We start from the raw sequence: 24,691 nt of genomic DNA, 5'->3' as shown, positions 1-24,691 counted from the left end.
AAGGGGTTTAAAGAGATGTCCAATTTAAAAAAGCTATTTGCATTTAGTTTGATGTTTGTCCTGATGCTCATTATTAGTGCATGTAACGGTGAAGAGGCTGCTGATGAGAGTGATCAAACAAAAGGAGAAACGGAAGAAAATACGGCACCAGCTAACGGCGAGAAAGTAAAGATAGAGTTTTGGCATGCGATGAGTGGTCCGAACCAACAGGCCATTGATGATATTGTAGCCGACTATAATGCTTCACAGGATAAATATGAAGTAGAGTCACTGTTCCAAGGCAGCTATGAGGAATCTTTGACAAAGCTGCGCAGTGTCGGCGGTACAGCGGATGCTCCAGCTATTATGCAGGTATTTGAAGTCGGCACGAAATATATGATTGAAAGCGGATACATCGAACCAGTACAGACATTTATCGATAAAGATGGATATGATATTAGTCAATTAGAAGAAAATATCTTAAATTATTATTCTGTCGATGATCAATTATATTCAATGCCATTTAACTCATCTACTCCTGTTATGCTCTACAATAAAGACGCATTTGCAGCCGCAGGGTTAGATCCTGAAAATCCTCCTGAAACATTCGAGGAGGTCAAAGCGGCGGCTGAAAAGCTGACGAATGGTGATATGAAGGGCTTTTCGATCCTCTTGTACGGCTGGTTCTTTGAAGAAATGCTGGCAACACAGGGCGGTCTTTATGTAGATGCGGATAATGGCCGTACAGGAGAAGTAACAGAAGCGCTGTTCAATGGTGAAGAAGGGCGCCGTGTATTCGAATTCTTGAAAGAAATGAATGATGCAGGTACTTTAGGTAACTTCGGTTCAGTATGGGATGATATCCGGACTGCTTTCGTTTCTGGCCAGGTAGCGATGTATCTTGATTCATCTGCGGGTATTTCCGGTGTTGTAGAAAGTGCTCCATTTGAAGTAGGGGCAGCATATATCCCTCACTCTGAGGAAGCGGACCGAAACGGCGTAATTATCGGCGGAGCTTCTTTATGGATGATGAACGGTATTTCCGAAGAGGAACAAGCTGGTGCATGGGATTTCATGAAATACTTGCAGACAGCACCTGTCCAGGCAAAATGGCATGTGACAACAGGGTACTTCGCGATCAACCCCGCTGCATATGACGAAGCGATTGTAAAAGAGCGCTGGACACAATATCCACAGTTCCAGGTAACAGTAGACCAGCTGCAGGATACAAAGCCTTCTACAGCGACACAAGGAGCGCTTATTTCGGTATTCCCGGAATCAAGGGAGCACATCGTGACAGCGATCGAAGAACTGTATCAGGGCGGTGATCCGCAAGCGGTGCTCGATAAAGCAGCAGAATCTACGAATCGTGCCATCGAAATTGCGAACAAAACGAGCGGTAATTAGTTTTATTGAATAAGCAGTAGAATGAAGGAAACAAAATAGATCGAGTTTATGAAAGGAAGGCAGGGCTAATTTTATTAGTCCTGCCTTCCTTGTTTTAGAAAACCTACTTAATCTTAACGAAAAAGGGAAACGGTTTGTTTTTTCCTGTATACTTGAAGGAAAGAAAAAAGGGAGTGCAAATAGTTTAAAGCAGGAAGCATATCATAAGACGATCATCTAATATTAGGTGCTACGTTATTTAGAAAGGCGGCTATACAAGGCATGGGGCATGAAATCGATATTAGTGAACTTAATGAAGAGCAGATCATCTATCTGAGCTCTCCTGTAATAGAAACATTAGCACTGTTCAGCTCGCTTATTCAGGTGAAAAATGATTTTTTATCTGAAGAGAGGGTGTTGTTAGAAGAGGTTTATAAAAATAATTTTGCAGTGATTTATTTAAAGAGGTTCCCTGATTACAGCGTATATAACCTTTTTAATTTACTTATTCCTATACCTCATTTTTCCTCTGTAGAGTTATTTGCCGAGGGTTTAAAACATATGGCGCCAAGCAAATTTCTTTATTATTTTTTTGGTGAGAATATACCGTTAGATACAATCACAACACTATGGGAAAAACCTGAAATCATTTGGAAGTTAGAAAATAATTCCTATTGGCAAACGAATGAAGTAAGAGCGCTCTATGAACAATCGATTCCCCAATTGGAACGTTTCAAAGAGGAACTGGCGGAGATTTTACTGAACATTTCAAAAACTACTGTGTTTCAAGAAATGTGGCAGGAACGCAAGCCGCTGATGGATGCATCAATACGGGAGCTTGAACAATTGTCGATGCCTTCATTATCCTTGGCACAGTATGTAATGGGAAAGACCTTTAGGCGTACAAGCTTGTACAAAATGTATTATTTCATTCCGAGCTATTGCATGACACCTGCACGTATTCGTATCTTTAATGAGTCTGTGTGCATGGTGATTTATGGTTGTGCGAACGCTTTGTCAGATGATCGAGAATCAAGTGAGGAGCTTGCAGTGCGCTTAAAGGCACTAGCAGATCCAAACCGGCTGCTCATTCTTCGGCTGCTAGCTGTTAAAAAGGAATATGGGGCAAAACTGGCTGAATATATAGGTCTTACTACAGCCACTATCTCGCATCATTTAGATATCCTAAAAAAAGCGGGGCTTGTGAAAGAGGAAAAGATCGGCACCATCAAATATTTTGCAGTGGACAAGGAACAGGTAACAGAAATGCTGCAAAGCCTGCAGCATCTCGTAGGAGAATAACAGGGTTCTACAGGACCTGCTATAACAAATCCTAGCGAAAAGAGGCAGGGCAGCTATTGGCAGCGAGGGGAGTGCCGCATTCTTTACATTACTGCTCACTGAAGCGTTGTTGCCAGGTGCCCTATTATTCACTTTGGGCCTGTTCAGCATCAAACTAGCCAAAGCATTAGCGAGAAAAAAAGCTTCTATTAGAATTAAGCTGATTTTAATAAAATTTGCTTCAAGTTGAAAATGGTCCCCATAGGAGGGACCATTTTTTATATTTCTTATCTCATAAAAAGAGTATGCTTTTTTACTTATTTTTTACTTTATTCATATAAAATATCATATAAAATATCGGGCCGGTCAGTGATGATGCCGTCAATGCCATGTCTAATAAGTTTTTTCATCGCCCGGGGCTTGTTTACTGTATACACATGAACCTTTAATTGCTGGTCATGGGCTGTTTGGATAAGGCTCTCAGTAATGGCTCCTTGATGGACAATGATGCCATCAGCATACTGGCTAATCTCCTGAAGCCTCTTTGCTGTCAATTCACTTGTTGCATCTTCAGTAAATAATTGAAACAATTGTAGAGAGCTGTTTTGCATATTTAGCAGGCGGAGGCTTCTTTCTGAAAAAGATTGGATGATAATGGTTTCATCATTCAACCGGTCAGCTATTTGCAGCTCTTTTAAAAGCGTTGCTTCCACCCCGTCTCGTCTGTTCTTTGTTTCGATGTAAAGTTTCTTATCGGGATATTTTGCCAGCACCTCTTGTAACGTAAGGATGGAAGATATACCAAATTCATTTTTTCTCTTTAATAATTGCAATTCAGCATATAGATAGTCCTTAATGGCACGTCCGTCTCCATAGGAGGGAATAGCATCGTGTTCAACAACTAATACGTCATCCCTCGTCATCTGCATATCGAACTCCAGGTAGTCAGCTCCTTGAGCAAGCGCAAGGTCATATGCTTCAAAGCTGTTTTCAATTGCATAGTAGGAGGCTCCGCGATGAGCAATGATTAAAGGTTTGTTTGTGAATGGATTGTGGAAAATCAACAACAATATAATAGCTGCTAGAATAGTAGATATTAGTAAATACCATTTTTTCAATTGCCTCAACGCCTTTCAAAATAATAGCTTGCCTATAGGATAATTTGTAAAATTGCTATTCGGATAGGCTATAATAAAGTGAAACTTCAATCGGTGGGAATTTCCCTTCCTGCTGACAATGCAAGATAAATAAAATAAGGAGGCATTTTCGTGATCTATATCGGATTAACGGGATGGGGAGATCATCCAGCACTTTATTCAGAAGTGACATCTGCCCGTGATAAATTATTTGATTATAGCGGCCATTTTCCGGTCGTTGAAGTAGATACTTCATTTTATGCGATTCCCAACCGAGTAAATGTGGAAAAATGGTGCAATGAAACGCCTGAAAACTTTCAATTTGTATTGAAGGCCTATCAGGGCATGACAGGCCATCTACGGGATGATTTACCGTACGAAACAAGAAATGATATGTTTAATGCCTTCATTGAATGCGCAGATAGCTTCCAGCAGCACGGAAAATTAGCAATGATCCTCGTTCAGTTTCCGCCGTGGTTTGATTGCTCTGCAAAAAATGTCCAATACATTCGTTATGTTAAACAGCAATTAGCGCGCTTCCCAATTGCTATAGAATTTCGTAATCAAACATGGTACGCCGGTGAAGTGAGAGAGAGAACGCTTGAATTTTTACAGGAACAAAACCTCATTCACACGGTTTGTGATGAGCCGCAGGCAGGAAGCGGCTCCGTACCTCTCGTTCCCGCAGCGACTTCCAATAAGGTGCTTCTGCGGATTCATGGACGTAACATTCATGGATGGCGGAACAGCGGAAGCAACGAGAACTGGCGAAAGGTACGCTTTTTATACGATTATAACGAAGAAGAGTTACAAGGATTGGCCGCGCATATTCGCATGCTTCAAAATCAGGCAAAGGATGTCTATGTACTTTTTAATAATAACTCTGGTGACCATGCTGCGCCAAATGCAAAACGTATGCAGCAAATCCTTGATTTACAGTTTGAAGGGCTGGCACCGAAACAGTTGAAGTTGTTTGAGGGAGATTTTTGATGGAATTTTTTGTGTTGTTTGTTATTGCGGTAGCTTCAGGAATTGTAGGGGCGCTTGTCGGGCTGGGAGGCGGTATCATTCTAGTGCCCGCTACTCTGTATATTGGAAATAATGTAGAGATGATTTCGGGTATCACACCTCAAACGGTTGTCGGATTATCCGTAATTATGATGATCTTTACAGGACTGGCTTCCACTCTTTCATACATGAAGACAAAGACGGTTGATTTTAAGTCTGGTTTTATCTTTTTTATCGGCAGCATGCCGGGGGCAATCATCGGTGCCTGGATCAATAAAGGTCTAGATTTACCTTCGTTTAATTTATATTTTGGTATTTTTCTTATTGTGATTGCTGTAATTTTGATGATCCGTGATAAATTGAAGCCGGTAAAATGGTTTGTAGAGAATGGATGGAAGAGAGAATATAAGGATAGAGAAGGAAATAGTAAGGTTTATGGATACCCAATTTGGTTTGCTGTCCTATTATCCTTTTTTGTAGGCGGTGTATCAGGATTATTTGGCATCGGCGGCGGCGCAATCCTCGTGCCGGCTATGCTGATCTTGTTTCATTTTCCGCCGCATGTTGCAGTGGCAACGAGCATGTTTTTAGTGTTTCTGACGGCTCTTGTCAATTCGGCGAGCCATATTACGCTTGGTAATGTTCCATGGCTTTATACGCTTCCTGTTATTCCGGGGGCGTATATTGGAGCGAAAGCAGGGGCTGTTATTAATCAAAAATTAAACTCTACTGCGTTAGTATACGCGCTGAGGATTGTTTTATTATTAATGGGAATACGTTTAATTATGGAGGCATTATTTTAGAAGGAGTTGGCGGCGGTGCTTGAGAAGATTCATATATTTCACACGAATGATTTACATAGCCATTTTGAATACTGGCTTCGTATGCAAGCATTTATAAAAGAGCAGCGTCAGCTATTGGCGAGCAGGGGGGAGGCAAGCTTCCTGCTCGATGTCGGAGATCATATCGATCGTTCAAATATTTTTACGGAGGCAACGCTCGGTAAAGGGAACGTGGAAATGCTCAATACAGCTGCGTACGATGCTGTAACGATAGGGAATAATGAAGGAATTACACTGGCATTTGATGATTTGACAGCTCTTTATGAAGGAGCGGCTTTTGATGTAGTAGTTGCCAATATTAAAGCGCTTACCGGTAAAAATCCGGACTGGCTGAAGCCTTATACAATTTTAACGACAATGCACGGAACAAAAATCGCGGTAATTGGTGCAACAGCCCAATACGATGTTTTTTACCGAACATTGAACTGGGAAGTAACAGAGCCGCGAAAAGCATTAGTTTTACTCGTCCAAAAAATTCGCCAGGAAGCCGATATGATTGTCTGTCTATCGCATCTCGGTATTTCAGATGATGAATTATTGGCAAATGAGTGTCCCGATATTGATGTTATTTTTGGAGCTCATACGCACCATACGCTGCCGGAAGGAAAATTTGTCAACGGCGTTTTACTGACAGGCGGCGGCAAGTTTGGTCAGTTTACAGGGCATCTGACAATTTTCTATGACCATGCTGAGAAACGCGTAACGGCACTGGAAGAAGAGTTAATCGAGAATGGACAATTGGCGATGGTATCGGGAGAGGCGGAGTTTCTGTTCGGGCTGTCAAAGACAGGGAGTGCCTTAATGAGCGAGCCGGTGATCCAATTACCGAAAACATACTATAAAGAGTGGTTCCACTATTCTCCGTTATCCAATTTATTTGCAGAAGCCGTTTTTGATTATACCGGTGCCGACTGTCTTATGTTCAATGCAGGGATTTTTGTAGAAGATTTAAAAAAAGGAAATGTCAGCCCGTATGAAATGCACAAAATTTTGCCCCATCCAATCAATCTATGTCTGGTTGAACTTACTGGAGCAGAATTAAAGGAAATATATGTGCAGGCGCAAAATGAAGAATGGTGGCACCTTCAGCTGAAGGGTCTTGGTTTCCGAGGTGTCGTATTAGGCAAGCTATTGCTGTACAATCTAAAAATGGATCGGCAAAGACAGCTGTTTCTAAATGGGGAAATTGTTGATCCTTCGCAGTCCTATACATTAGCAACACTAGATTTATTTACATTTGGCTACTTTTTCCCGTCTTTTAAATATGCTAAGAAGCATTATTATTTACCGGCTTTTTTAAGAGATATCCTGCTATCCTACTTGCAGAAATCAGGAAATTAGCAGGTCACCTTTTCTATTTAAGTAAATCAGATTATAATTTATAGTATGGAATAACAAAGATGGGAGTTTATTGGACCAATGCGCTTAATATCAATCAATGTGCTGAGGGCGGGCATGGTTGTTGGGAGAACAATTTGGAATGAGGCTGGTCACCCCCTTTTACAAAAAGGGGCAGTGGTGACAGATGGGATATTGTATCGTTTAAAGCAATTAAATATCCATTATATTTATATAGAGGATCGGATCTCATACGGAATAGAAATTGAAGAAACAGTCGAACCAGCTTTACGCAACAAAATTGTCAATAACATCACAGATTCTTTTCGTTCAGTAAGAGAAGTAAAATCTGGCCAAGCCTCTTATGTGTTGGATCAGCAATCAAAGGCAATCGGCAATATTGTAGAGGATTTGCTAAATTCCATCTTGAATAGTGAAGAAATTTTAATGGTTTTGACAGATGCTTATATGTATGATGAATATTTATATCAGCATTCCTTTCAAGTAACTCTTTATTCGTTGGCTATAGCAAAGGAAATGGGCTATTCCTATGAAGACCTTCGCTTAATTGGTATTGGAGCTCTTTTACATGACGTAGGGAAGCTAATGATACCTAGAGAGATTTTATTAAAGCCCAGTCGTTTAACGAATGAAGAGTATGAGACGATGAAGGAGCATACAAAACATGGGTTTGAGCTGCTGCGCAATTTGCACTCTGTATCTTTACTTGTTGCACACTGTGCATTCCAGCATCATGAGCGACTTGATGGCAGTGGTTATCCGAGAGGTCTTGTAGATGTTGAAATTCATCCTTTCGCCAAAATCATAGGAGTAGCCGATGTATTCGATGCTGTCACGTCGAATCGTGTATACCGTGAAAAGCTTCTCCCTTCACAAGGAATGGCAATTATCGAGGCTGGCAGCGGTACTATTTTTAGTCCGCAGGTAGTCGAAGCGCTGCGCCGAAGTGTCGTTCATTATCCGAACGGGACGATTCTTCTGTTATCAAATGGGCGCAGAGGCGTTGTATCAAAACAAAATACCGGGTTTCCGGAAAGGCCGAAAATTCGTATTTTTGAGGAAGATGACGAGATCCTTCCAGCTACATATGAAATCAATTTAGTCGATTTTCCAGACATATTAATCGACAAGGTGGAGCTTGAATATGTGACGCCTGTCGAATAGAAAAAATCCCCCATTCATATGGTAGAATAGGGGGGCTTTTTTTGTTTCATAAAAGGCGTAGAATGCGTTTCAAGCGAGGAAAGAAGGCTTCTACAAGGCTTACGCTATTATTTGTTAGTTTACTTATTATGATCATCGTTTCACTTTATTTTGTGAACAGCCGCATTATGCCGGTTTATCTGGATTACGCTGAGATACAGACAGAGAAGGTCGCATCCTATGTCGTCAGTAAAGCAATTAATTCAAGAACATCAAGTGTATTGGATGTGAATGATATTATTGTCGACCTTCCGCCTGGTACGAGTGAAATGGTGACAACAAAATTCAATACAGATATCATCAATCAAGTACGTGCCGAAACAACATCTCTTGTTAAAGAATATTTAGAGCAGGCAGAAAACGGTGATCTTGCGCACTTACCTAATCTTGAAAATGTTGAATATGATGTAGGGCGTATGGAGGCAGGGGACGGTATTGTATTCTTTGTGCCAATGGGGCAGGCATTGAATCTTCCGATATTAGGGAATCTAGGTCCTCGAATTCCTATCAGGTTTCATATCATTGGGAATGTTCATAGTGATGTTCAATCGACGATTCGAGAGTTCGGCATTAACAATGCCTACGTAGAGGTAAGTATACATTTAGAAGTGAACGTGCAAATTATTATTCCATTTGCGAGTAAATCTGCTACAGTAGAACAGTATATTCCAGTGGCAATCGGTCTAATTCGAGGCACTGTGCCGCACATTTATACAGATGGCGGGGGAGAAGGTGTTCAGCCATCTCTAGAGGTACCTGTACCGTATGATTAATAAATCGCAGGATAATTTAAAAAGCTGGTTGTTGGTTACCTCGAATATATGATACATTGACATCAATAGAGTAGTGAAAATTATGGGACATCGATAAGGGGCGAATTTCATGACATCTTGCAAACCAACGAATAATAAAGAAGATCACGTACGCAAACCGGAATGGTTAAAAATAAAGTTAAATACAAATGACGAATACAAAGCGCTGAAAAAGTTAATGCGTGAAAATAATCTGCATACCGTATGTGAAGAAGCGCGCTGCCCTAATATCCATGAATGCTGGGGTGAAAGACGTACGGCAACAATGATGATTTTAGGATCAGTGTGTACGCGTGCCTGCCGCTTCTGTGCGGTGAAAACAGGCCTTCCAACAGAGCTTGATTTAGCAGAGCCGGAACGTGTAGCAGATTCAGTAAAAATTATGGACTTGAAGCATGTCGTCATCACAATGGTGGCACGTGATGATTTAAAGGACGGAGGCTCAGGCGTGCTTGCTGAGACAATTCGTGCCATCCGTCGAAAAGCACCGTTTACGTCTGTAGAAGTATTGCCATCTGATTTAGGAGGGGTAGAAGAAAACCTACAATTGCTGATGGATGCTAAACCGGATATTTTAAACCATAATATCGAAACAGTTCGCCGCTTGACGCCAAGAGTAAGAGCAAAGGCTAAGTATGAACGTTCACTTGAATTTCTGCGAAAAGCAAAAGAGATGCAGCCGGATATTCCGACAAAATCGTCACTCATGATTGGCCTTGGAGAAACATGGGAGGAAATTTTAGAGGTAATGGACGACTTACGTGCAAATAACGTGGATATCATGACGATTGGACAGTATTTACAGCCGACGAAAAAGCATTTGCCAGTAAAGAAATACTATTCACCGATTGAGTTCGGCAAGCTTCGAAAAATTGCAATGGAAAAAGGCTTCTCTCATTGTGAAGCAGGCCCGCTGGTACGAAGCAGCTATCATGCTGATGAGCAGGTAAATGCTGCAGCGAAAGAGCGGCTTCTTCATGATACACAAACGAGTTGATTTCAAGCCGTAGTTTACTTAACATGGTGATAATAGATTGGTGGTGGATTCATGATACTTGTAGAAGGCTATATGTATGAATTGTTGGAAGATGTAAGGGAAGGCTTTAAAGAAGAGGACTTTTTAGCCCGTTATTCGGACATTTTAGTGAAGTATGATTATATCGTCGGCGACTGGGGCTACGGACAGCTTAGATTGAAGGGCTTCTATGATGATAAAAATCAGAAATCGACATTTGATACGAAAATTAGTACGCTGCAAGATTACTTGTACGAATATTGTAATTTCGGCTGTGCGTATTTTATCGTGAAAAAGGTCGGGAAGGCGCCCGCACCTATTCAAGAAGTAGAAACAGAACAGCCCGTAGAATAAAAAGAGATGGCGTTTGCCATCTCTTTTTTCAGTCTGATTGCTGTGGATAGTGAATGAGACCAGACAACTTCTGAAGCCAGGTGATCATGATAAGAAAGTGATTATTTTTAACCTATAGAAAAACCTATGTATTTCTATAGCTGCTCAAGGAAGCAATTAATCCTTCTTAACCTAATAATTCACGTAAATATTCCCGTAAATCTGCTGCTTCTTCCTCAGTGCGGTTGTATACATGCTCCAGGTAGCCAGGCTCCTCTACATCATCAGATCCAATGATGGCAAATCTGCCGAACTGGATATCCAGCACAAGCACTTTTCCAAAGAAACGGCTGCTTTGCAGAATCGCTAGATCATAGCGCTGTGTTCGCCCTGTAAAACTTACAAAGCGCGTTTTTGTATCTTCTACATCGTCATATAAGAAAAATCGTTCCATTATTGCGAAAGCTCCTTCCAATTCTAAAGAATATGGTACTATAGATAAGAAAACAGTATCAACATTTATTGATTGGAGGCAGTACATCATGTACTTCGTAGATCGTAACAAGATTACGTTAAACTTACAACATATTAATGAACTAATCGCCATATTGGAGGATCATACAGGCTGGTTGGATTCAACGGTCAATAAACTTGCGCTTCAACGTATCGGTCATAACTTGATGGAATCGATGATGGATGTTGGCAACTTAATGATTGATGGCTTCATCATGCGTGATCCAGGGAGCTATGAAGACATTATCGATATCCTTGTCGATGAAAAGGTTATTACCGAGGAAATGGATGCTCCGCTAAAAGCAGTTGTCGGATTACGTAAAATGCTTGTACGCGAATTCATTCAAGTCAATGATCAAGAGGTGCTGGATGTATTAACATCAAGCCTGCCTGCTATAAAAGAATTTCCGCCAAAAGTACAGGATTATTTAACAAATGAATTAGGTCCTGTTTCTGCTTTTTTACCCGAGGATAAATAAGATGAAGCGTTTTTGCTTTGATTTAGATGGGACAGTCTACCGGGGGAAATTGGGTATTCCTACTGCTGTTGAATTTATTCATCATTTGCAAGCTGAAGGAAATGAGCCGTTTTTCGTAACGAATAATTCATCGAAGACACCGGAGCAATTACAGCAGGCGCTTGCTGCAATTGATATTCAGGCTAAGCGAGAGCATATCTATTCCAGTGCATTGACAACAGCTAAATATGTAGCAAAAAACTATGGGACAGCAAAGGTTCAGGTCATTGGCTCTGAAGGAATTCGACATGCGCTGGAGGCAGAGGGCATCATTGTTTCAGAAGAGAGTGAAGTAGACGTGCTTGTCATGGGCATCGATCGGTCAATCGGCTATGCCCGTATTGCAGATGCCTGCTTAACAGTACAACGCGGTGCTAAACTGATTGGAACGAATGAAGATATTCGTTTCCCGAGCGAGGAAGGCTTCTTGCCTGGGAATGGTTCCTTTGTTCGCATGGTTGCTAATGTTTGTGGAGTAGAGCCATTGTTCATTGGGAAGCCATCACCTGTCATGCTGGAAATGATTGCAGAAGAGCATGGCCTGGTGCGTGATGAACTTGTGATGGTAGGAGACAATTATGATACCGATATTTTATGCGGTATCAATTTCGGCTGTACGACTGTCCATGTGAATACGGGTGTTACCCCTATGGAAATAGTGAAAGGAAAGCCGACACAGCCAACATACGTAGTGGAGGATTTATCCCAGTTACCGCATCTTGAATAAAGATGCGGTCAGCCTGTTGACAAACGCTTTCATTCATCGTTGCTTGCTTCGCTCGTCTGCTCCTGCCGCTTCGCTTTCGTCGCAAATAAAGAGCCATTCGCTCATGAACTTAGGTTCTATTCGCGTCTTCGCTCGTCGGCACGCCTTGTCTGGCAAGCGTTTTCAAGACAGGCTGGGTAAAACCTTCATTTAAAAAATCTATCTAAAAAAACGTAAAGACAAAGTCGAAAAACGACTTTGTCTTTACTCTGACCGCATCTTGAATAAAGATGCGGTTTTCTTTTGTTGATATAGGGAAAAAAAGAAAAAACGCTGAAAGAATCAACGTTTGTTTAAAAGAATAGGAAATAATAATGGTCAATTTATTAGAGCTGCCTGCATATTTGTACCAGCTGCTCGAGATCACTCTAAATCGTTCTTCGAAGAGCTCATATTAAGCATCTGTTGCAGCTAATAAGGCACAAATATACTTTTTCACCATAAAGGATTTTCTTCAATATATGCATAGATTTTTTCTGTCAGTTCGCCAGGTGTGTCAGCTTCGACAAGGTCGCCATTAACGACGGCATAGAAGTTGCTTGCACATTTCGTACAGTAACTAAGACATCCGTATTCTAATACGTCGATATTCGGGTCTTTTTCTAATGCTTCTAATGTTTCCTGTGCACCATTTGCCAAATTGCTAATACAGAACTCAACCATAGGATTCATGCCTTTGTCACCTCACTCATTGTATGCTACTAGCATTTATATTTTTAGTCAATCCACATTACTTGTGAAAAGTTTCACAAAATGACGATAACATATTGTGAAACTTCTCACAATCAGCTATACTCGTTTATGGAGACTTTGTGAACATACTAGAATGATGGAATAAATAAAGGAGAACATTATGAATAAACTAGTTTTATTAGGCGGCGGTTATGGAAATATGCGTGTATTACTGCGCCTTTTACCGAATAATTTACCAGCCGATACAGAAATTATTTTAATAGATCGTACCCCTTTCCATAGCTTAAAAACAGAGTTTTATGCGCTAGCTGCAGGTACTTCTACAGACAAGGAAATCCGTGTGGCATTTCCAGAGCATGAACGTTTACAAAAAGTGTACGGTGAGGTAATCCGCATCGATCGTGAAGAAAAAGCTGTATATCTAGAAGATGGACGGGTTATTGAATATAATGATTTAGTTATTGCATTAGGCTGTGAAGATAAATATCATGGTGTACCGGGAGCAGAAGAGTATACGTACAGTATTCAGACAATTGCTAATTCCCGCAGTACATTTGAAAAGGTTTGCGGGCTGCCGCCAGGTTCAACAGTAGCAATCGTAGGCGCTGGGCTTTCTGGGATTGAGCTTGCGAGCGAATTGCGTGAAAGCCGTTCAGATTTAAAAGTTAAATTGTTTGACCGCTCCCACCGCATTTTACGCGACTTCCCGGAAAAACTGAGCAACTACGTGAAATCCTGGTTTGAGAAACATAACGTAGAAGTTATTGCACAATCAAATATTACACGTGTAGAACCGAACCGCCTATACAATCATGACCAAGTGATCGAAGCAGATGCAATTGTATGGACAGCAGGTGTTCAGCCAGTGAAGATTGTTCGTGACATGGAGGCGGAGAAGGATAAATTTGGCCGCCCGATTGTTACTCAATATTTCAATTTACCGGATGATGAGCATATCTATGTAATAGGTGACTGTGCTTCATCTGATCTGCCTCCAACGGCACAACTTGCGGAAGAGCAGGCAGAACGTGTAGTGAAAGTATTAAAAACACGCTGGAGCGGTATGACATTGCCGGAGAAGATGCCGGATATTAAGCTAAAAGGCTTTATGGGCTCTTTAGGCAAGAAACAAGGCTTCGTGCATCTTGCTGATACAACAGTAACAGGACGCATTGCCCGCCTAATGAAATCGGGGCTGCTTTGGATGTACAAACGTCAAAACGACAACTAAATTACCAATAAAAATAAAAATGCTTTCAAGGACCTTTCCTTGAAAGCATTTTTTAGTATAGAACAAATCATTTGTGAAACGGGAATAGCTGATCATTCTAGACAGCGTAAGCAGCTGAGAATGTGCTTTTCTTCTTGTTAATCACATACTTCGGGTGTACCTTCGCGTTGAGGAGCACGGAATGAAGTACCACATCCGCATGAAGCAATAGCATTTGGATTATCAATTGTAAAACCGCCGCCGAGCAGAGATTGTTTATAATCGATTGTCGTCCCTTGTAAAATAGCGGCATCCTCTTTACTTACAATAATCTGCAGGCCGAATTGTTCATCTGAAAAGTCATCATCGCTTCTGTTGTTATCGAAATTCATGCCGTATGAAAGACCGCTGCAGCCGCCACCGCGAACTGCGACGCGTAAATATGAGCCTTCTTCTTCGTTATGTTTCATCATTTCCTTGATCTGGAAAGACGCAGCCTCTGTTAAAATGATTACTTGTTTTTCATTTGTCATCACAGTCACCTTCCTTTCCTCTATCATATCAATTGTGTTTCCGTTATGACAACAAAACTGATTTGAAAATCAATCAAATAAAATTGATACTTATATGCTAAAAATTGTTATAATAGGCATAATACTAATCTATGCGAAGGAATGAAAAAAGATGGAGATTTCACCCTACTATGAAAAGAAAGTCGAATGTCTGCATTGTAAAAAGAACTTTTCAACACTAAAAGTTCGTTCAAAATTCATCAAAGTCTCAGAAACAGATACGGACTTTATGCCCGTTTATGCAGAGGGTGATGTTCCAGCTATGTACTATAATGTCTTTGTTTGTGAACATTGCGGTTTTTCATTTACAGAGGATTTTTCACGTTATTTTGCTCCCGGAACGGCGGAAGAGATCAAGAGCCAGATTACGGATAAGTGGGTACAGCATGATTTTAAAGAGGAACGTACAGTTTTTCAGGCAATTCAAGTATATAAGCTTGCTTTATTATGTGCGAATATCAAAAAAGAAAAGCATGTAGCAAAGGCAGGTCTTGCCCTTCGAGTAGCTTGGTTTTACCGCTCTCTTCACAATGAGATGCAGGAGAAGCGTTTTATGGCAATTGCACGTGATCAATATATGGAGTCCTTCTCTACAGAAGATTACGCAAGTACACAAATGTCGGCAGCACGTATTATGTATATGATAGCAGAATTATCCCGTCGCCTGAATGATATAGAAAACGCTACACGTTTCTTTTCAAAAGTGATTGAAAGCCAGCGGGTGGGTGGTGAAGCCAAAGTAGTAGAGATGGCGAAGGAACGCTGGGAAGAAATACGGGCTCATCGTGAGGAAAAAAATACAAAATAAATAATTAAAAGCGGCTTCTTGACAGTGCAAGAAAGCCGCTTTTATCTTGTTAGTATGGCACAGCGCCGATCATTAAAATACTTGTTCTACTTCAACGATTCCTGGTACTTCTTCTAAAAGAGCGCGCTCAATACCAGCTTTTAATGTGATTGTAGAACTTGGGCAGCTGCCGCATGCGCCTAATAGACGTAATTTTACAACACCGTCTTCGATGTCTACTAATTCGCAGTCACCGCCATCGCGTAGTAAAAATGGACGTAATTTATCTAAAACTTCTTGTACTTGTTCTTTTTGTTCGATATCTGTCATTTCACTCGACTCCTTTCACTAAAATCATTATAATGTGAAGAAAACAAAAAATCCAATACTTAAATACTGAAAGGTCGGAAGAAAAATGAATGGACCGAAAGCAATCGTTGAAGTATATGGGGCTGACATTATATGTGCCAGCTGTGTAAATGCACCGTCTTCTAAGGATACATACGAGTGGTTACAAGCAGCAATTTCCCGAAAGTTCCCTGACCAGGAAGTAGAATACCGATTTATCAACATTGAAGAAACACTTGAGAATGAGCGTGACATTGATTATGCCAGCCGAATTCAAGAGGATGAATTTTTTTATCCTCTTGTTCTAGTAAACGACGAAGTAGTCGGAGAAGGTTATGTGCAGATCAAGCCGGTATATGAAGCATTAGAAAAAGCAGGATACAGCGCACAGTGATTCTCACACTATGATAAAAAGCCGCTTGAATAAGGCTTGTTATTCAAGCGGCTTTTCTCTATACTTATTTAAGTGTATAAAACTTATCGTAATACTATGTTTTGAATTCGTTTTTTGAATTAGTCGACAATTTGTTTTATGATGGAAGTAAGATGTTAAAGGGGGTTCAAATCCTATGGATGTTTTGAACGTATTAGATAAGCTCGATCAAATGGAGGTTTTTTTTGAACCAATCTATAGTGCTGATGAACATAGTATCGTTGCTTACGAGGTAAGCGGGCGTATTGTAGAGGGAGAAGCAGCAATCGATATAGCAACATTTACATATAACGAGGACGTACCAGCGGAAATTCGTGCAGAAGTAGAACAGCTAGTCGTTCGTCAGGCAATCGAGAAAATTATAGGAGAAATCGAGCACATTGATTTATATATCCCATGTAACCCTAACCTGTTAACAATTGATTTTGGGGAAAGTTATTTTTCTTTGTTGAAGGAATTAGTTACTGAGGAGAACCTTCATCACATTACCCTTGTTATGAACGAATATTTATTTGCTACTGATTTACAACAACTTCATCACCTTATAAAATATATCCAAACTTACGGCGTTAAGGTAGCCTTATCTAATGTTGGCGCTCATAGTCATCTGGATTCATTATTATTGCTTGAGCCAAGTGTACTTTGCATCGATGTGGATCAGCTGAGCTACAATAAGTGGGGCAATCAGAATTATGTATTCACTACACTGCGGGCATTGGCACTGAAAATGGGGGCATCCTTGATGGTGAGCAAAGTGGATACAATCTATCAATTACAGCACGGCTGGAAAAATGGGGCACGATATTACAAAGGAGCATATCTTGAGAAACCGTCGAAAGATTTTGTTCCCCGAGATACGCTGAAGCCTCGGTTCCGTGATGAATGCGAGCAGTTTATCGCAACGGAAAAAAAGCTGATCAAGCATAAGCTGGAAGAAGTAAAGCTGCTTGAGAGAAAAATTATTTCTAGTGTGGAAACAGTTATACCAACGAGTAAACAAGCTGATAAACTTATAGAATTGGCCAATCAATTACAGGATTACGCTTTTAGACTTTACATTTGTGATGGAGAAGGATTTCAAACGACTCCGAACATTCGATGGAAAAAAGATCAATGGGTAGTGGAAAAAGAGGCACTGCGAAAAAATTGGAGCTGGCGCCCTTATTTTCTAGAAAACTTGCTGAAAATGCGTCAAGAGCAGATTTCAGACCTTTCTAATGCCTATTCGGATATCGAAACAGGAGAACTAACACGTACATTCAGTATGGCCCTGCCAAATAATGAATATTTATTTATTGATATATCGTACGATTACCTGTATGAACATAATATTGTGAATTAAATTGCTGCAAGCCGCTCATCCTATTTTAAAAGATGAGCGGCTTTTCAGTGCTCAAGATTGCACACGTTTTCTTTCTTTCGCTAACACTATACTCATTTCTGAGATTTATTTCCGATTTTTCCTGCCTACGAATTTAGAGTGTTGAAATTACTACCTAAAAGGGCTAATATAGTATGTAGGTATTTTTGTCGAAAATATGTAGACCTAGCGTAACAAACTATTGAAGTATAGAATTGTACTTCATTTTTTGTTTGCCATGCGCTGGTACAAAAAAATTAAAGGGGTTTTGATTTCAGTGAAAAGACCGACAATTTTAGTATTAGGCGCAGGATATGGTGGATTGACTACCGTTGTTAATTTGCAAAAAATGATCAGTGCGGACGTGGCGGAAATCATCTTAATTAACAAAAATGATTACCACTATGAAACAACTTGGTTACACGAGGTAGGTGCCGGTACAATTTCTCCGGACAAGGCCCGTTACCCAATTTCTAGCGTCATTAATAATAATGTGCGTTTTGTACAAGCAACAGTTGAAAGTCTTGATGTAAACAAGAAAAAGGTTGAAACTTCTGCTGGCGAATTCACATATGATTATTTAGTCATTGGCCTTGGATTTGAAGGGGAAACTTTCGGTATTCCAGGATTAAAGGAATACGCTCTTTCTTTAACAAATATCAACACAGCTCGTCAAGTGCGTGAACACATTGAATATCAATTCGCTTCATGGTCATTAGATGAAGTAAAAGACGATAGCAAATTGACAATCATCGTAGGTGGTGCAGGCTTCACAGGTATCGAGTTTTTAGGTGAGCTTGGCAACCGTATTCCTGAGCTTTGCAAAGAGTTCGATATTCCACAAGAAAAAGTGCGTGTACTATGTGTAGAAGCAGCTCCAATGGTACTGCCAGGATTTGATCCACAACTTGTAGAATATGCAAAAACGCAATTATCTAAAAAAGGTATCGAATTCTCAATCGGTACACCGCTTGTTGAAGCTACTCAAGAAGGTGTTAAGATTAAGAAGGGCGAAGATGAGTTTGAATTTATTAAAGCTGGTACAGTTGTATGGGCTGCAGGTGTTCGTGGAAACAGCTTAATCGAAACTTCAGGCATTGAGTCAAATCGTGCGCGTATCGCTGTTCGTAAGGACATGCGTGCTCCAGGCTTTGATGATGTATTTGTAGTAGGTGACTGTGCATTCCTTCTGAATGAAGAAGCAGGTCGTCCATACCCGCCAACTGCTCAAATCGCTATGCAACAAGCGGTAAACATTGCAAAAAACATCAAGCATTTAATGAACGGTGAAGATACAGAGACATTTGTATATGATGACAAAGGTGCTGTGTGTTCTCTAGGTCATGATGATGCAATAGGTAATGCAATGGGACGTAAATTCACTGGTAAAACAGCTTCTGCGCTTAAGAAAGTTGTTGATGACCGTGCGCTATTCTTAGTAGGCGGCGTAGGGCTGACATTGAAAAAGGGTAAATTTAAATTTCTTTAATTGAAACGGTAAGCAGGGGAAGTTTTAACACTTTCCCTGCTTTTTTTATAGGCAAAAAACAAAAGGGTAGGGAATATTTTTCTTTAAGAAGGAGAGCCGCTATACTTAATAGTAGAATATGTAAAAGGGCTGATAGAGAGATGAAAAAAGATCGTGGAAAAGTATGGCTAGGTGTTTGTGGAATTGTAGAAAATGACAACGGGGAATGGCTGGTTGTCAAAAAAACGTATAGCGGACTGAAGGGGCGCTGGTCTCTGCCAGCAGGGTTTGTACAAGAAGGAGAGACGATTGATGAGGCAGTCGTGCGAGAAGTAAAGGAAGAGACAGGGATTGATTGTTATGTAAAAGGCCTTGTCGGATTTCGGACAGGTGTCATCCGCAGTGAAATTAGCGATAATATGGCGATTCTCTATTGTGGTCAGGCAGAAGCCTCACAATCGATTATCGTACAGGAACGGGAAATTTTAGAGGCACATTGGATCTCACCGAAGCAGCTTGCAGTCGATGAGCTTTCAAATATCATGTTGAAGGAAGTAGCCCGCAATGATGTAAAAAAAAATATGATAGATTTTGTTGATAATATCATTCCGGAAGAAATATTTGGTTATACACAGTACAATCTATTCATTAAAAAATAGAATAATAGGTAAAGATATTACACTAGAAATGGTGTGAAAATAATTATCTGATTATTTTAAAAATAATTTCCCTCCTTCCTTCATACGTTGCAATAAGCATAAAAGAAGGAGGGGCGTTTTATTATGAATGCGATTTCCATTGTTATCGGAGCTATCTGTATACTCGTTATCGGTTATCGCCTATATGGTTACTTTTTCACGAAGAAAGTATTAAAAATCAATGAAAAAGAGCCGACACCGGCGCATCAGCTAAAAGATGGGAAGGATTATGTACCCACCAATAAATGGGTGGCGTTTGGTCACCATTTTGCGGCAATTGCTGCGGCGGGGCCGCTGGTAGGGCCAGTGCTTGCCGCTCAGTTCGGCTACCTGCCGGGGCTGTTATGGCTGTTAATCGGTGCGGTTATTGGGGGAGCAGTGCACGATGCAGTAGTATTATTTGCCTCGATGCGGAGAAAAGGCAAGTCATTGTCTGAAGTGATGAAGGAGGAGCTAGGGCCAGTTGCAGGCTTCTGTACAGGGCTTGCTATGCTGTTTATTATCACGATTACAATGGCGGGACTCTCGCTAGTTGTATTAGGAGCACTAGAGCGTAATCCATGGGGAACCTTTGCTGTTGCTATTACGATTCCAATCGCTATATTGGTAGGGATTGCATATAAGAAAACAGGCAATCTGCTTACAACTTCTGCAGTAGGGTTTATCTTGTTGATGATTGGTGTATTTATGGGGCCTTATTTGCAGGGGACATGGCTTGGAGACTTGCTGACGTTAGAACGCGATACTTTAGCACTTATTTTACCGATATATGCGTTCTTCGCAGCTGCTTTGCCGGTATGGATACTGCTGGCACCACGTGATTATTTGAGCAGTTTTATGAAGATCGGTGTATTTATCGCCCTGATTATCGGTGTATTTATTGTAAACCCTGTTATTCAGTTTCCTGCTGTCATTCCAGACTTTTTAGGGGGCGGAGGGCCTGTCGTAGCAGGACCGGTATGGCCGTTTGTGTCAATTACGATTGCTTGTGGAGCCATTTCGGGCTTCCATGCATTTGTCGGCTCAGGAACGACACCGAAAATGCTGGATCGGTGGGAAGATATCCGTGTCGTTGGATTTGGGGCGATGCTGGTAGAAAGTTTGGTAGGGGTTATGGCGCTAATTGCAGCTACCTCTCTTTACCCGGGTGACTATTTCGCTATTAATTCGGCGCCAGCCGTTTTTGCTACGCTAGGTATGGACACAGTGAATCTAAATATGCTGGCCGAGCAAATTGGTATGGATTTAGAAGGACGTACTGGGGGCGCTGTTACATTAGCTGTAGGGATGACCTATATTTTCACAGGAGTTCCTTGGTTTGCCGATATGTCTTCGTACTTCTACCAATTCGTTATCATGTTTGAAGCTGTATTTATTTTGACAGCCATTGATGCCGGAACGCGGGTAGCCCGCTACCTCATTCAAGATTTCTTTGGGGAAGTATATAAACCGTTAAAGAAAACAGATTGGATGCCCGGTACCTTATTTGCCAGTGCGCTTGCCTGCTTTATGTGGGGGTATTTATTGTACTCGGGCGATATTAGCTCTGTTTGGGCATTGTTTGGCGTATCGAATCAATTAATGGCTTCAATAGGACTGGTATGTGGAGCGACCATCATTTTGAAAATAGCAGATCGGCGCATTTATGTGTTAACCTGTATCATTCCGCTCGCGTATTTATATGTAACAGTAAATGTGGCGGGAATCTGGATGGTAAAGAACGTCTATTGGAACAGTGAAGCAGGGGGCTATTCTGTATTGAATGGGGTCCTGTCCATCGTCATGCTGATTCTTGGTCTCATCATTGTGCTGACAGCTATCCGTAAATGGAAGGATTTATGGAATAGTAAACGATATGTCAATGGTGTAGCAGTGAATGGCAGAATGTAAAGGGATGCCCTATAAGCGATCGCTTATAGGGCATTTCTTTTTCTATGGAGAGAGATTGAGCAGTGATTATTCCTATGTCCGTTTCTTGACGATATAATTATATCCATTGAAAGCCCTCTCCTTATAATGTAAACTAATGTAAGGAAAACTGGAGGGTTTACATAGAATGAATGATGTTTCTTTAGTCCAATTAATTATTTCGGTCGTACTCTTTTTCGTTATGTTCTTCGGAATCGGCTTTTTGCTGAATATGCTGCTGCGTATGACATGGCTGATGGCCATTGTGTATCCGGTTGTTGTTGTCTTTATAGTGGATGAAGAAGGAGTGAGCTTCCTAGATTATATCTTCAAGCCAGGCACAGCTTTCCCAGCACTGATGGACAAACTTCAGGCATTACAAATTGTAGATATCTTAATTTTATCCGGTGGTTTTGCCGGGGCGATTGTAGCGGGTATTGTTATGATTTACTTACGTAAAGCGGGATATAGAATGTTCTAACATGCATCATAAAGTAACGAAAGAGGCGCACCTTGCTCAGCGAGGTGCGCTTTTTCAATGAAATAGATGGAGGAAGAGGTTTTACCTATAAGGAAAAGTGAACCTAGGATCATAAGGATTTTTTACTTGCTGAATTTGTGAGAGCAGATTGTGTGATAAAGCCTTATTTAAAATAATGGAGGAGTATAGAATAAACGGCGCAGCTAAAGAAAATACCTGCGAGTGCTCCTGCCAGCACTTCGCTTCTTTTGTGACCGAGCAGGGTTTTTAATTCCTCAATTTTTTCTTCTTCATTCATATTAGGCCAGCGTTTGATGTCACGGAAAAAAATTTGTAAATCACGGCGGATTTCATTTAATGCAGCTGCATGTTGTCCAGCCTGATAACGGATGCCGCTCGCATCGTACATGACAATCGAAGCAAACATGGCTGCAACCGCAAATAGAGGTGTATCAAATCCTGCTTCAAAGCCGACTGCCGTAGCTAAGCTGGTAACGGCCGCTGAATGGGAGCTAGGCATACCGCCTGTAGAGGTAAGAAGTGACCAATCCAATTTTCTCGTCATAATTAAATGGACGGGTACTTTTAGGATTTGGGCAAAAAGGATTGCTAATAAGCTTAAAACAAGAGGTGTATTTTCCAGCAAGACCATTAACCATCGTTCCTTCCCTATGGATAGTTGCCATCATCATAACATATTTTGAAAATGGTGAAAAATTATGAATTTCGTTATCCGAAGTAATAGAATAGAGGTATAATAGGATGGATAAAACATTTAGGAGGCAGTAGCATGAAAATCGAAACAGAAAACAGAACATTCGAAACAATTTCAGCAGGAACAATCATCGTTGGTGTTCAAAAACACCGTGAACAGATGAAAAATTGGGATGAGTTTGGTGGCTTTTTTGACTCGGCCCTAGAAGAGTGGATTCGGACAGGGGAAATTAGTTCCGACAGGAAGAAATTGACGAAGTTTCCGGTAGCAACGGCAAATGAAAAGCTTAAGCGAGTGGTATTTATAGGGCTTGGAGAAGGGAAATCATTAACGGAAGAAGAGCTGCGAGAAGCGTTCGGTCTAGTAGGGAAGGAACTGAAATCACTAAAGGTGAACGACTATGCCATTTGGCTGGATTCGTTTGTGACACCGGTATTAGAAGAAACGGATGTTGCATTCCTGGCTGCTGAAGGCATCGGCATGGGCTTCTATACAGTACCGAATTACAAAACGTCTTCTAACGAAATCGATACATATCTTGATCGTGTAGAACTTGTGACACAGGCAGATATGGAAGAAGTGGCATCAAGCTTTGATGTAGGACGTATTTATGCAGAAGCAGTAAATGAAGCACGTAGCCTTATTAATTTACCGCCAAATCTTTTGACAGCAACAGATCTTGCAGACTATGCAGTAGAGCTGGCCAAGCAGTATGATTTCGAAGTAGAAATTCTTGATAAGGCACAGCTGGAAGAGTTAGGGATGGGCGGTATTTTAAGCGTAAACCAAGGCTCTGTAGAAGAACCGCGTATGATTACGTTGAAATATAAAGCAAAGGATAGCTGGGAAGATGTTGTCGGCTTTGTTGGAAAAGGTGTGACATACGATACCGGCGGCTATTCTTTAAAACCGCGTGAAAGCATGGTCGGGATGAAGGGCGATATGGGCGGAGCGGCAGCAGTCCTTGGAGCGATGAAAATCATTGGCGAGACACGACCTAACCGTAATGTAGTAGCAGTTATCGGTTCTACAGACAATATGGTGTCAGGCACTGCCTTTAAGCCGGATGATGTGATTACAACTTACAGTGGTAAAACAGTAGAAGTGCTGAATACGGATGCGGAAGGACGTCTTGTATTGGCTGATGCTATGACGTATGCAAAGCAGCAGGGAGCAAATTACCTGATTGATGTTGCTACGTTAACAGGTGGAGTCATTGTAGCGCTTGGCATGGATAAAACAGGTGCCTTAACAAACAATGAAGAGTTCTTTGAGAGCTTCATGGAGGCTGCAGTTGAAACAGGAGAGTTCGTATGGCGTCTTCCATTAACGGAAAAAGATAAAAAGCGTATCCGTAAATCAGATCTGGCAGATTTAAATAATTCACCTGGCCGTGACGGACATATGATCTTTGGCGGCGGCTTTGTTGGCGAATTCGCGGAAGATACACCGTGGATTCATCTTGATATTGCCGGCACATCAGATGCTTCCGGGTCTCATGATTTAGGACCAAAAGGCGGTACTGGAGTCATGGTACGTACGTTAGCAGCGTTTGTTGAACAATTTTAAGTAGTATCAAAAGGCGGTTTCCCGATTTAAGATGGGAAACCGTTTTATATTGGGTTCATAAAAAACGATGATCCTGATAATTGGGAGACAAAAAGAAGGGTTTCAACAGCATGAAGCCATTCCTCTTTATTTCAACTTTTTAATATTTCTTTCAGGCAGATAAGCTAACTGGATTATCAATATGGAGCCGCCGATATATCCTGCACTTTTTGGAATGATCGCTATTTCTTCTAGGAAAAGGGCTATGATTTATGAGGAGCAGTAGGGATATCCGGCAATTATCACTGGAAAGCAGCAT

General features: G+C 41.0%; 26 protein-coding genes. 20 read left to right on the top strand and 6 right to left on the bottom strand.

The genetic code is table 11. The features are described 5' to 3' along the window. Positions 1-15 precede the first annotated feature (15 nt). Positions 16-1,386 carry an ABC transporter substrate-binding protein gene (locus AA0Y26_RS17130; RefSeq protein ID WP_413363256.1) on the top strand — a complete coding sequence of 457 codons (1,371 nt, stop codon included), beginning with the start codon at positions 16-18 and terminating at the stop codon, positions 1,384-1,386. 261 nt (positions 1,387-1,647) lie between these two features. Beyond that, entirely contained in the window at positions 1,648-2,667 is a 1,020-nt protein-coding gene (locus AA0Y26_RS17125) for an ArsR/SmtB family transcription factor (protein ID WP_413363255.1), read from the top strand. Between the two features lie 308 nt (positions 2,668-2,975). On the opposite strand, the gene AA0Y26_RS17120 is transcribed toward AA0Y26_RS17125, so the two are convergent. Beyond that, positions 2,976-3,764 carry a glycerophosphodiester phosphodiesterase gene (locus tag AA0Y26_RS17120; RefSeq protein ID WP_413363254.1) on the bottom strand — a complete coding sequence of 263 codons (789 nt, stop codon included), beginning with the start codon at positions 3,762-3,764 and terminating at the stop codon, positions 2,976-2,978. A gap of 150 nt (positions 3,765-3,914) precedes the next feature. Between AA0Y26_RS17120 and AA0Y26_RS17115 the strand changes: the two genes are divergently transcribed. The 7 genes from AA0Y26_RS17115 (at position 3,915) to AA0Y26_RS17085 (ending at position 10,375) form a co-directional block, all read left to right on the top strand. Then, positions 3,915-4,772, top strand: coding sequence for a DUF72 domain-containing protein (locus AA0Y26_RS17115; protein ID WP_413363253.1), 858 nt, complete (start codon positions 3,915-3,917; stop codon positions 4,770-4,772). Beyond that, complete coding sequence (locus AA0Y26_RS17110) at positions 4,772-5,593, top strand: sulfite exporter TauE/SafE family protein (RefSeq protein ID WP_413363252.1); 822 nt, start codon at positions 4,772-4,774, stop codon at positions 5,591-5,593. The genes AA0Y26_RS17115 and AA0Y26_RS17110 overlap by 1 nt, the downstream gene beginning before the upstream one ends. Positions 5,594-5,608: 15 nt before the next feature. Beyond that, a complete protein-coding gene (locus AA0Y26_RS17105) occupies positions 5,609-6,973 on the top strand; it encodes a bifunctional metallophosphatase/5'-nucleotidase (RefSeq protein WP_413363251.1) in 1,365 nt (454 codons plus the stop codon). 78 nt (positions 6,974-7,051) lie between these two features. Beyond that, complete coding sequence (locus AA0Y26_RS17100; protein ID WP_413363250.1) at positions 7,052-8,155, top strand: HD-GYP domain-containing protein; 1,104 nt, start codon at positions 7,052-7,054, stop codon at positions 8,153-8,155. A 62-nt stretch (positions 8,156-8,217) separates the two neighbouring features. Next, positions 8,218-8,967, top strand: a complete 750-nt coding sequence (gene yunB, locus AA0Y26_RS17095) for a sporulation protein YunB (protein ID WP_413368272.1) — start codon at positions 8,218-8,220, stop codon at positions 8,965-8,967. 109 nt (positions 8,968-9,076) lie between these two features. Then, on the top strand, positions 9,077-10,003 hold the full coding sequence (lipA, locus tag AA0Y26_RS17090; RefSeq protein WP_413363249.1) for a lipoyl synthase: 927 nt from the start codon (positions 9,077-9,079) through the stop codon (positions 10,001-10,003). 51 nt (positions 10,004-10,054) lie between these two features. Further along, the gene (locus AA0Y26_RS17085; protein WP_413363248.1) at positions 10,055-10,375 is read left to right on the top strand and encodes a YutD family protein; all 321 of its coding nucleotides are present in this window, start codon (positions 10,055-10,057) and stop codon (positions 10,373-10,375) included. Positions 10,376-10,541: 166 nt separating this feature from the next. Here AA0Y26_RS17085 and AA0Y26_RS17080 read toward each other — a convergent pair whose 3' ends face one another. Beyond that, positions 10,542-10,808, bottom strand: coding sequence for a DUF3055 domain-containing protein (locus AA0Y26_RS17080; protein WP_413363247.1), 267 nt, complete (start codon positions 10,806-10,808; stop codon positions 10,542-10,544). An 88-nt stretch (positions 10,809-10,896) separates the two neighbouring features. On the opposite strand from AA0Y26_RS17080, the gene AA0Y26_RS17075 reads away from it, so the two are divergent. Further along, complete coding sequence (locus tag AA0Y26_RS17075) at positions 10,897-11,346, top strand: DUF86 domain-containing protein (protein WP_413363246.1); 450 nt, start codon at positions 10,897-10,899, stop codon at positions 11,344-11,346. Next, the gene (locus AA0Y26_RS17070) at positions 11,339-12,112 is read left to right on the top strand and encodes a TIGR01457 family HAD-type hydrolase (RefSeq protein ID WP_413368270.1); all 774 of its coding nucleotides are present in this window, start codon (positions 11,339-11,341) and stop codon (positions 12,110-12,112) included. Before AA0Y26_RS17075 ends, AA0Y26_RS17070 begins: the two co-directional genes overlap by 8 nt. Before the next feature lie 474 nt (positions 12,113-12,586). Here the strand turns inward: AA0Y26_RS17070 and AA0Y26_RS17065 are convergent, their stop codons facing one another. Continuing rightward, entirely contained in the window at positions 12,587-12,823 is a 237-nt protein-coding gene (locus AA0Y26_RS17065) for a YuzB family protein (RefSeq protein ID WP_413363245.1), read from the bottom strand. Between the two features lie 181 nt (positions 12,824-13,004). Between AA0Y26_RS17065 and AA0Y26_RS17060 the strand changes: the two genes are divergently transcribed. Then, positions 13,005-14,075: an NAD(P)/FAD-dependent oxidoreductase gene (locus AA0Y26_RS17060; protein ID WP_413363244.1), complete on the top strand. Its 1,071-nt coding sequence runs from the start codon at positions 13,005-13,007 to the stop codon at positions 14,073-14,075. A 137-nt stretch (positions 14,076-14,212) separates the two neighbouring features. Here AA0Y26_RS17060 and AA0Y26_RS17055 read toward each other — a convergent pair whose 3' ends face one another. Further along, positions 14,213-14,587 carry a HesB/IscA family protein gene (locus AA0Y26_RS17055; protein WP_413363243.1) on the bottom strand — a complete coding sequence of 125 codons (375 nt, stop codon included), beginning with the start codon at positions 14,585-14,587 and terminating at the stop codon, positions 14,213-14,215. A 151-nt stretch (positions 14,588-14,738) separates the two neighbouring features. Between AA0Y26_RS17055 and AA0Y26_RS17050 the strand changes: the two genes are divergently transcribed. Next, positions 14,739-15,434 (top strand): DUF2225 domain-containing protein, encoded by a 696-nt coding sequence (locus AA0Y26_RS17050; protein ID WP_413363242.1) that lies wholly within the window; start codon positions 14,739-14,741, stop codon positions 15,432-15,434. A gap of 72 nt (positions 15,435-15,506) precedes the next feature. On the opposite strand, the gene AA0Y26_RS17045 is transcribed toward AA0Y26_RS17050, so the two are convergent. Further along, positions 15,507-15,743 carry a NifU family protein gene (locus AA0Y26_RS17045; RefSeq protein ID WP_413363241.1) on the bottom strand — a complete coding sequence of 79 codons (237 nt, stop codon included), beginning with the start codon at positions 15,741-15,743 and terminating at the stop codon, positions 15,507-15,509. 85 nt (positions 15,744-15,828) lie between these two features. Between AA0Y26_RS17045 and AA0Y26_RS17040 the strand changes: the two genes are divergently transcribed. The 6 genes from AA0Y26_RS17040 (at position 15,829) to AA0Y26_RS17015 (ending at position 22,109) form a co-directional block, all read left to right on the top strand. Further along, positions 15,829-16,155, top strand: a complete 327-nt coding sequence (locus AA0Y26_RS17040) for a YuzD family protein (protein ID WP_413363240.1) — start codon at positions 15,829-15,831, stop codon at positions 16,153-16,155. 175 nt (positions 16,156-16,330) lie between these two features. After that, on the top strand, positions 16,331-17,536 hold the full coding sequence (locus AA0Y26_RS17035; RefSeq protein WP_413363239.1) for an EAL-associated domain-containing protein: 1,206 nt from the start codon (positions 16,331-16,333) through the stop codon (positions 17,534-17,536). A 295-nt stretch (positions 17,537-17,831) separates the two neighbouring features. Beyond that, a complete protein-coding gene (locus AA0Y26_RS17030) occupies positions 17,832-19,043 on the top strand; it encodes an NAD(P)/FAD-dependent oxidoreductase (protein ID WP_413363238.1) in 1,212 nt (403 codons plus the stop codon). Between the two features lie 140 nt (positions 19,044-19,183). After that, positions 19,184-19,681, top strand: a complete 498-nt coding sequence (locus AA0Y26_RS17025) for an NUDIX domain-containing protein (protein WP_413363237.1) — start codon at positions 19,184-19,186, stop codon at positions 19,679-19,681. Between the two features lie 123 nt (positions 19,682-19,804). Then, complete coding sequence (locus AA0Y26_RS17020; protein ID WP_413363236.1) at positions 19,805-21,610, top strand: carbon starvation protein A; 1,806 nt, start codon at positions 19,805-19,807, stop codon at positions 21,608-21,610. Between the two features lie 166 nt (positions 21,611-21,776). Next, positions 21,777-22,109 carry a YuiB family protein gene (locus tag AA0Y26_RS17015; protein ID WP_413363235.1) on the top strand — a complete coding sequence of 111 codons (333 nt, stop codon included), beginning with the start codon at positions 21,777-21,779 and terminating at the stop codon, positions 22,107-22,109. 163 nt (positions 22,110-22,272) lie between these two features. Here AA0Y26_RS17015 and AA0Y26_RS17010 read toward each other — a convergent pair whose 3' ends face one another. Further along, positions 22,273-22,761: a divergent PAP2 family protein gene (locus AA0Y26_RS17010; RefSeq protein ID WP_413363234.1), complete on the bottom strand. Its 489-nt coding sequence runs from the start codon at positions 22,759-22,761 to the stop codon at positions 22,273-22,275. Between the two features lie 138 nt (positions 22,762-22,899). Between AA0Y26_RS17010 and AA0Y26_RS17005 the strand changes: the two genes are divergently transcribed. Continuing rightward, positions 22,900-24,393, top strand: coding sequence for a leucyl aminopeptidase (locus tag AA0Y26_RS17005; RefSeq protein WP_413363233.1), 1,494 nt, complete (start codon positions 22,900-22,902; stop codon positions 24,391-24,393). Positions 24,394-24,691 lie beyond the last annotated feature (298 nt).

The organism is Lysinibacillus canaveralius, assembly GCF_047301505.1.
Classification (GTDB): Bacteria; Bacillota; Bacilli; order Bacillales_A; family Planococcaceae; genus Lysinibacillus_B.
Note: the sequence above shows the minus strand (reverse complement) of the source record. Positions and strands in the feature narration are given on the sequence as shown.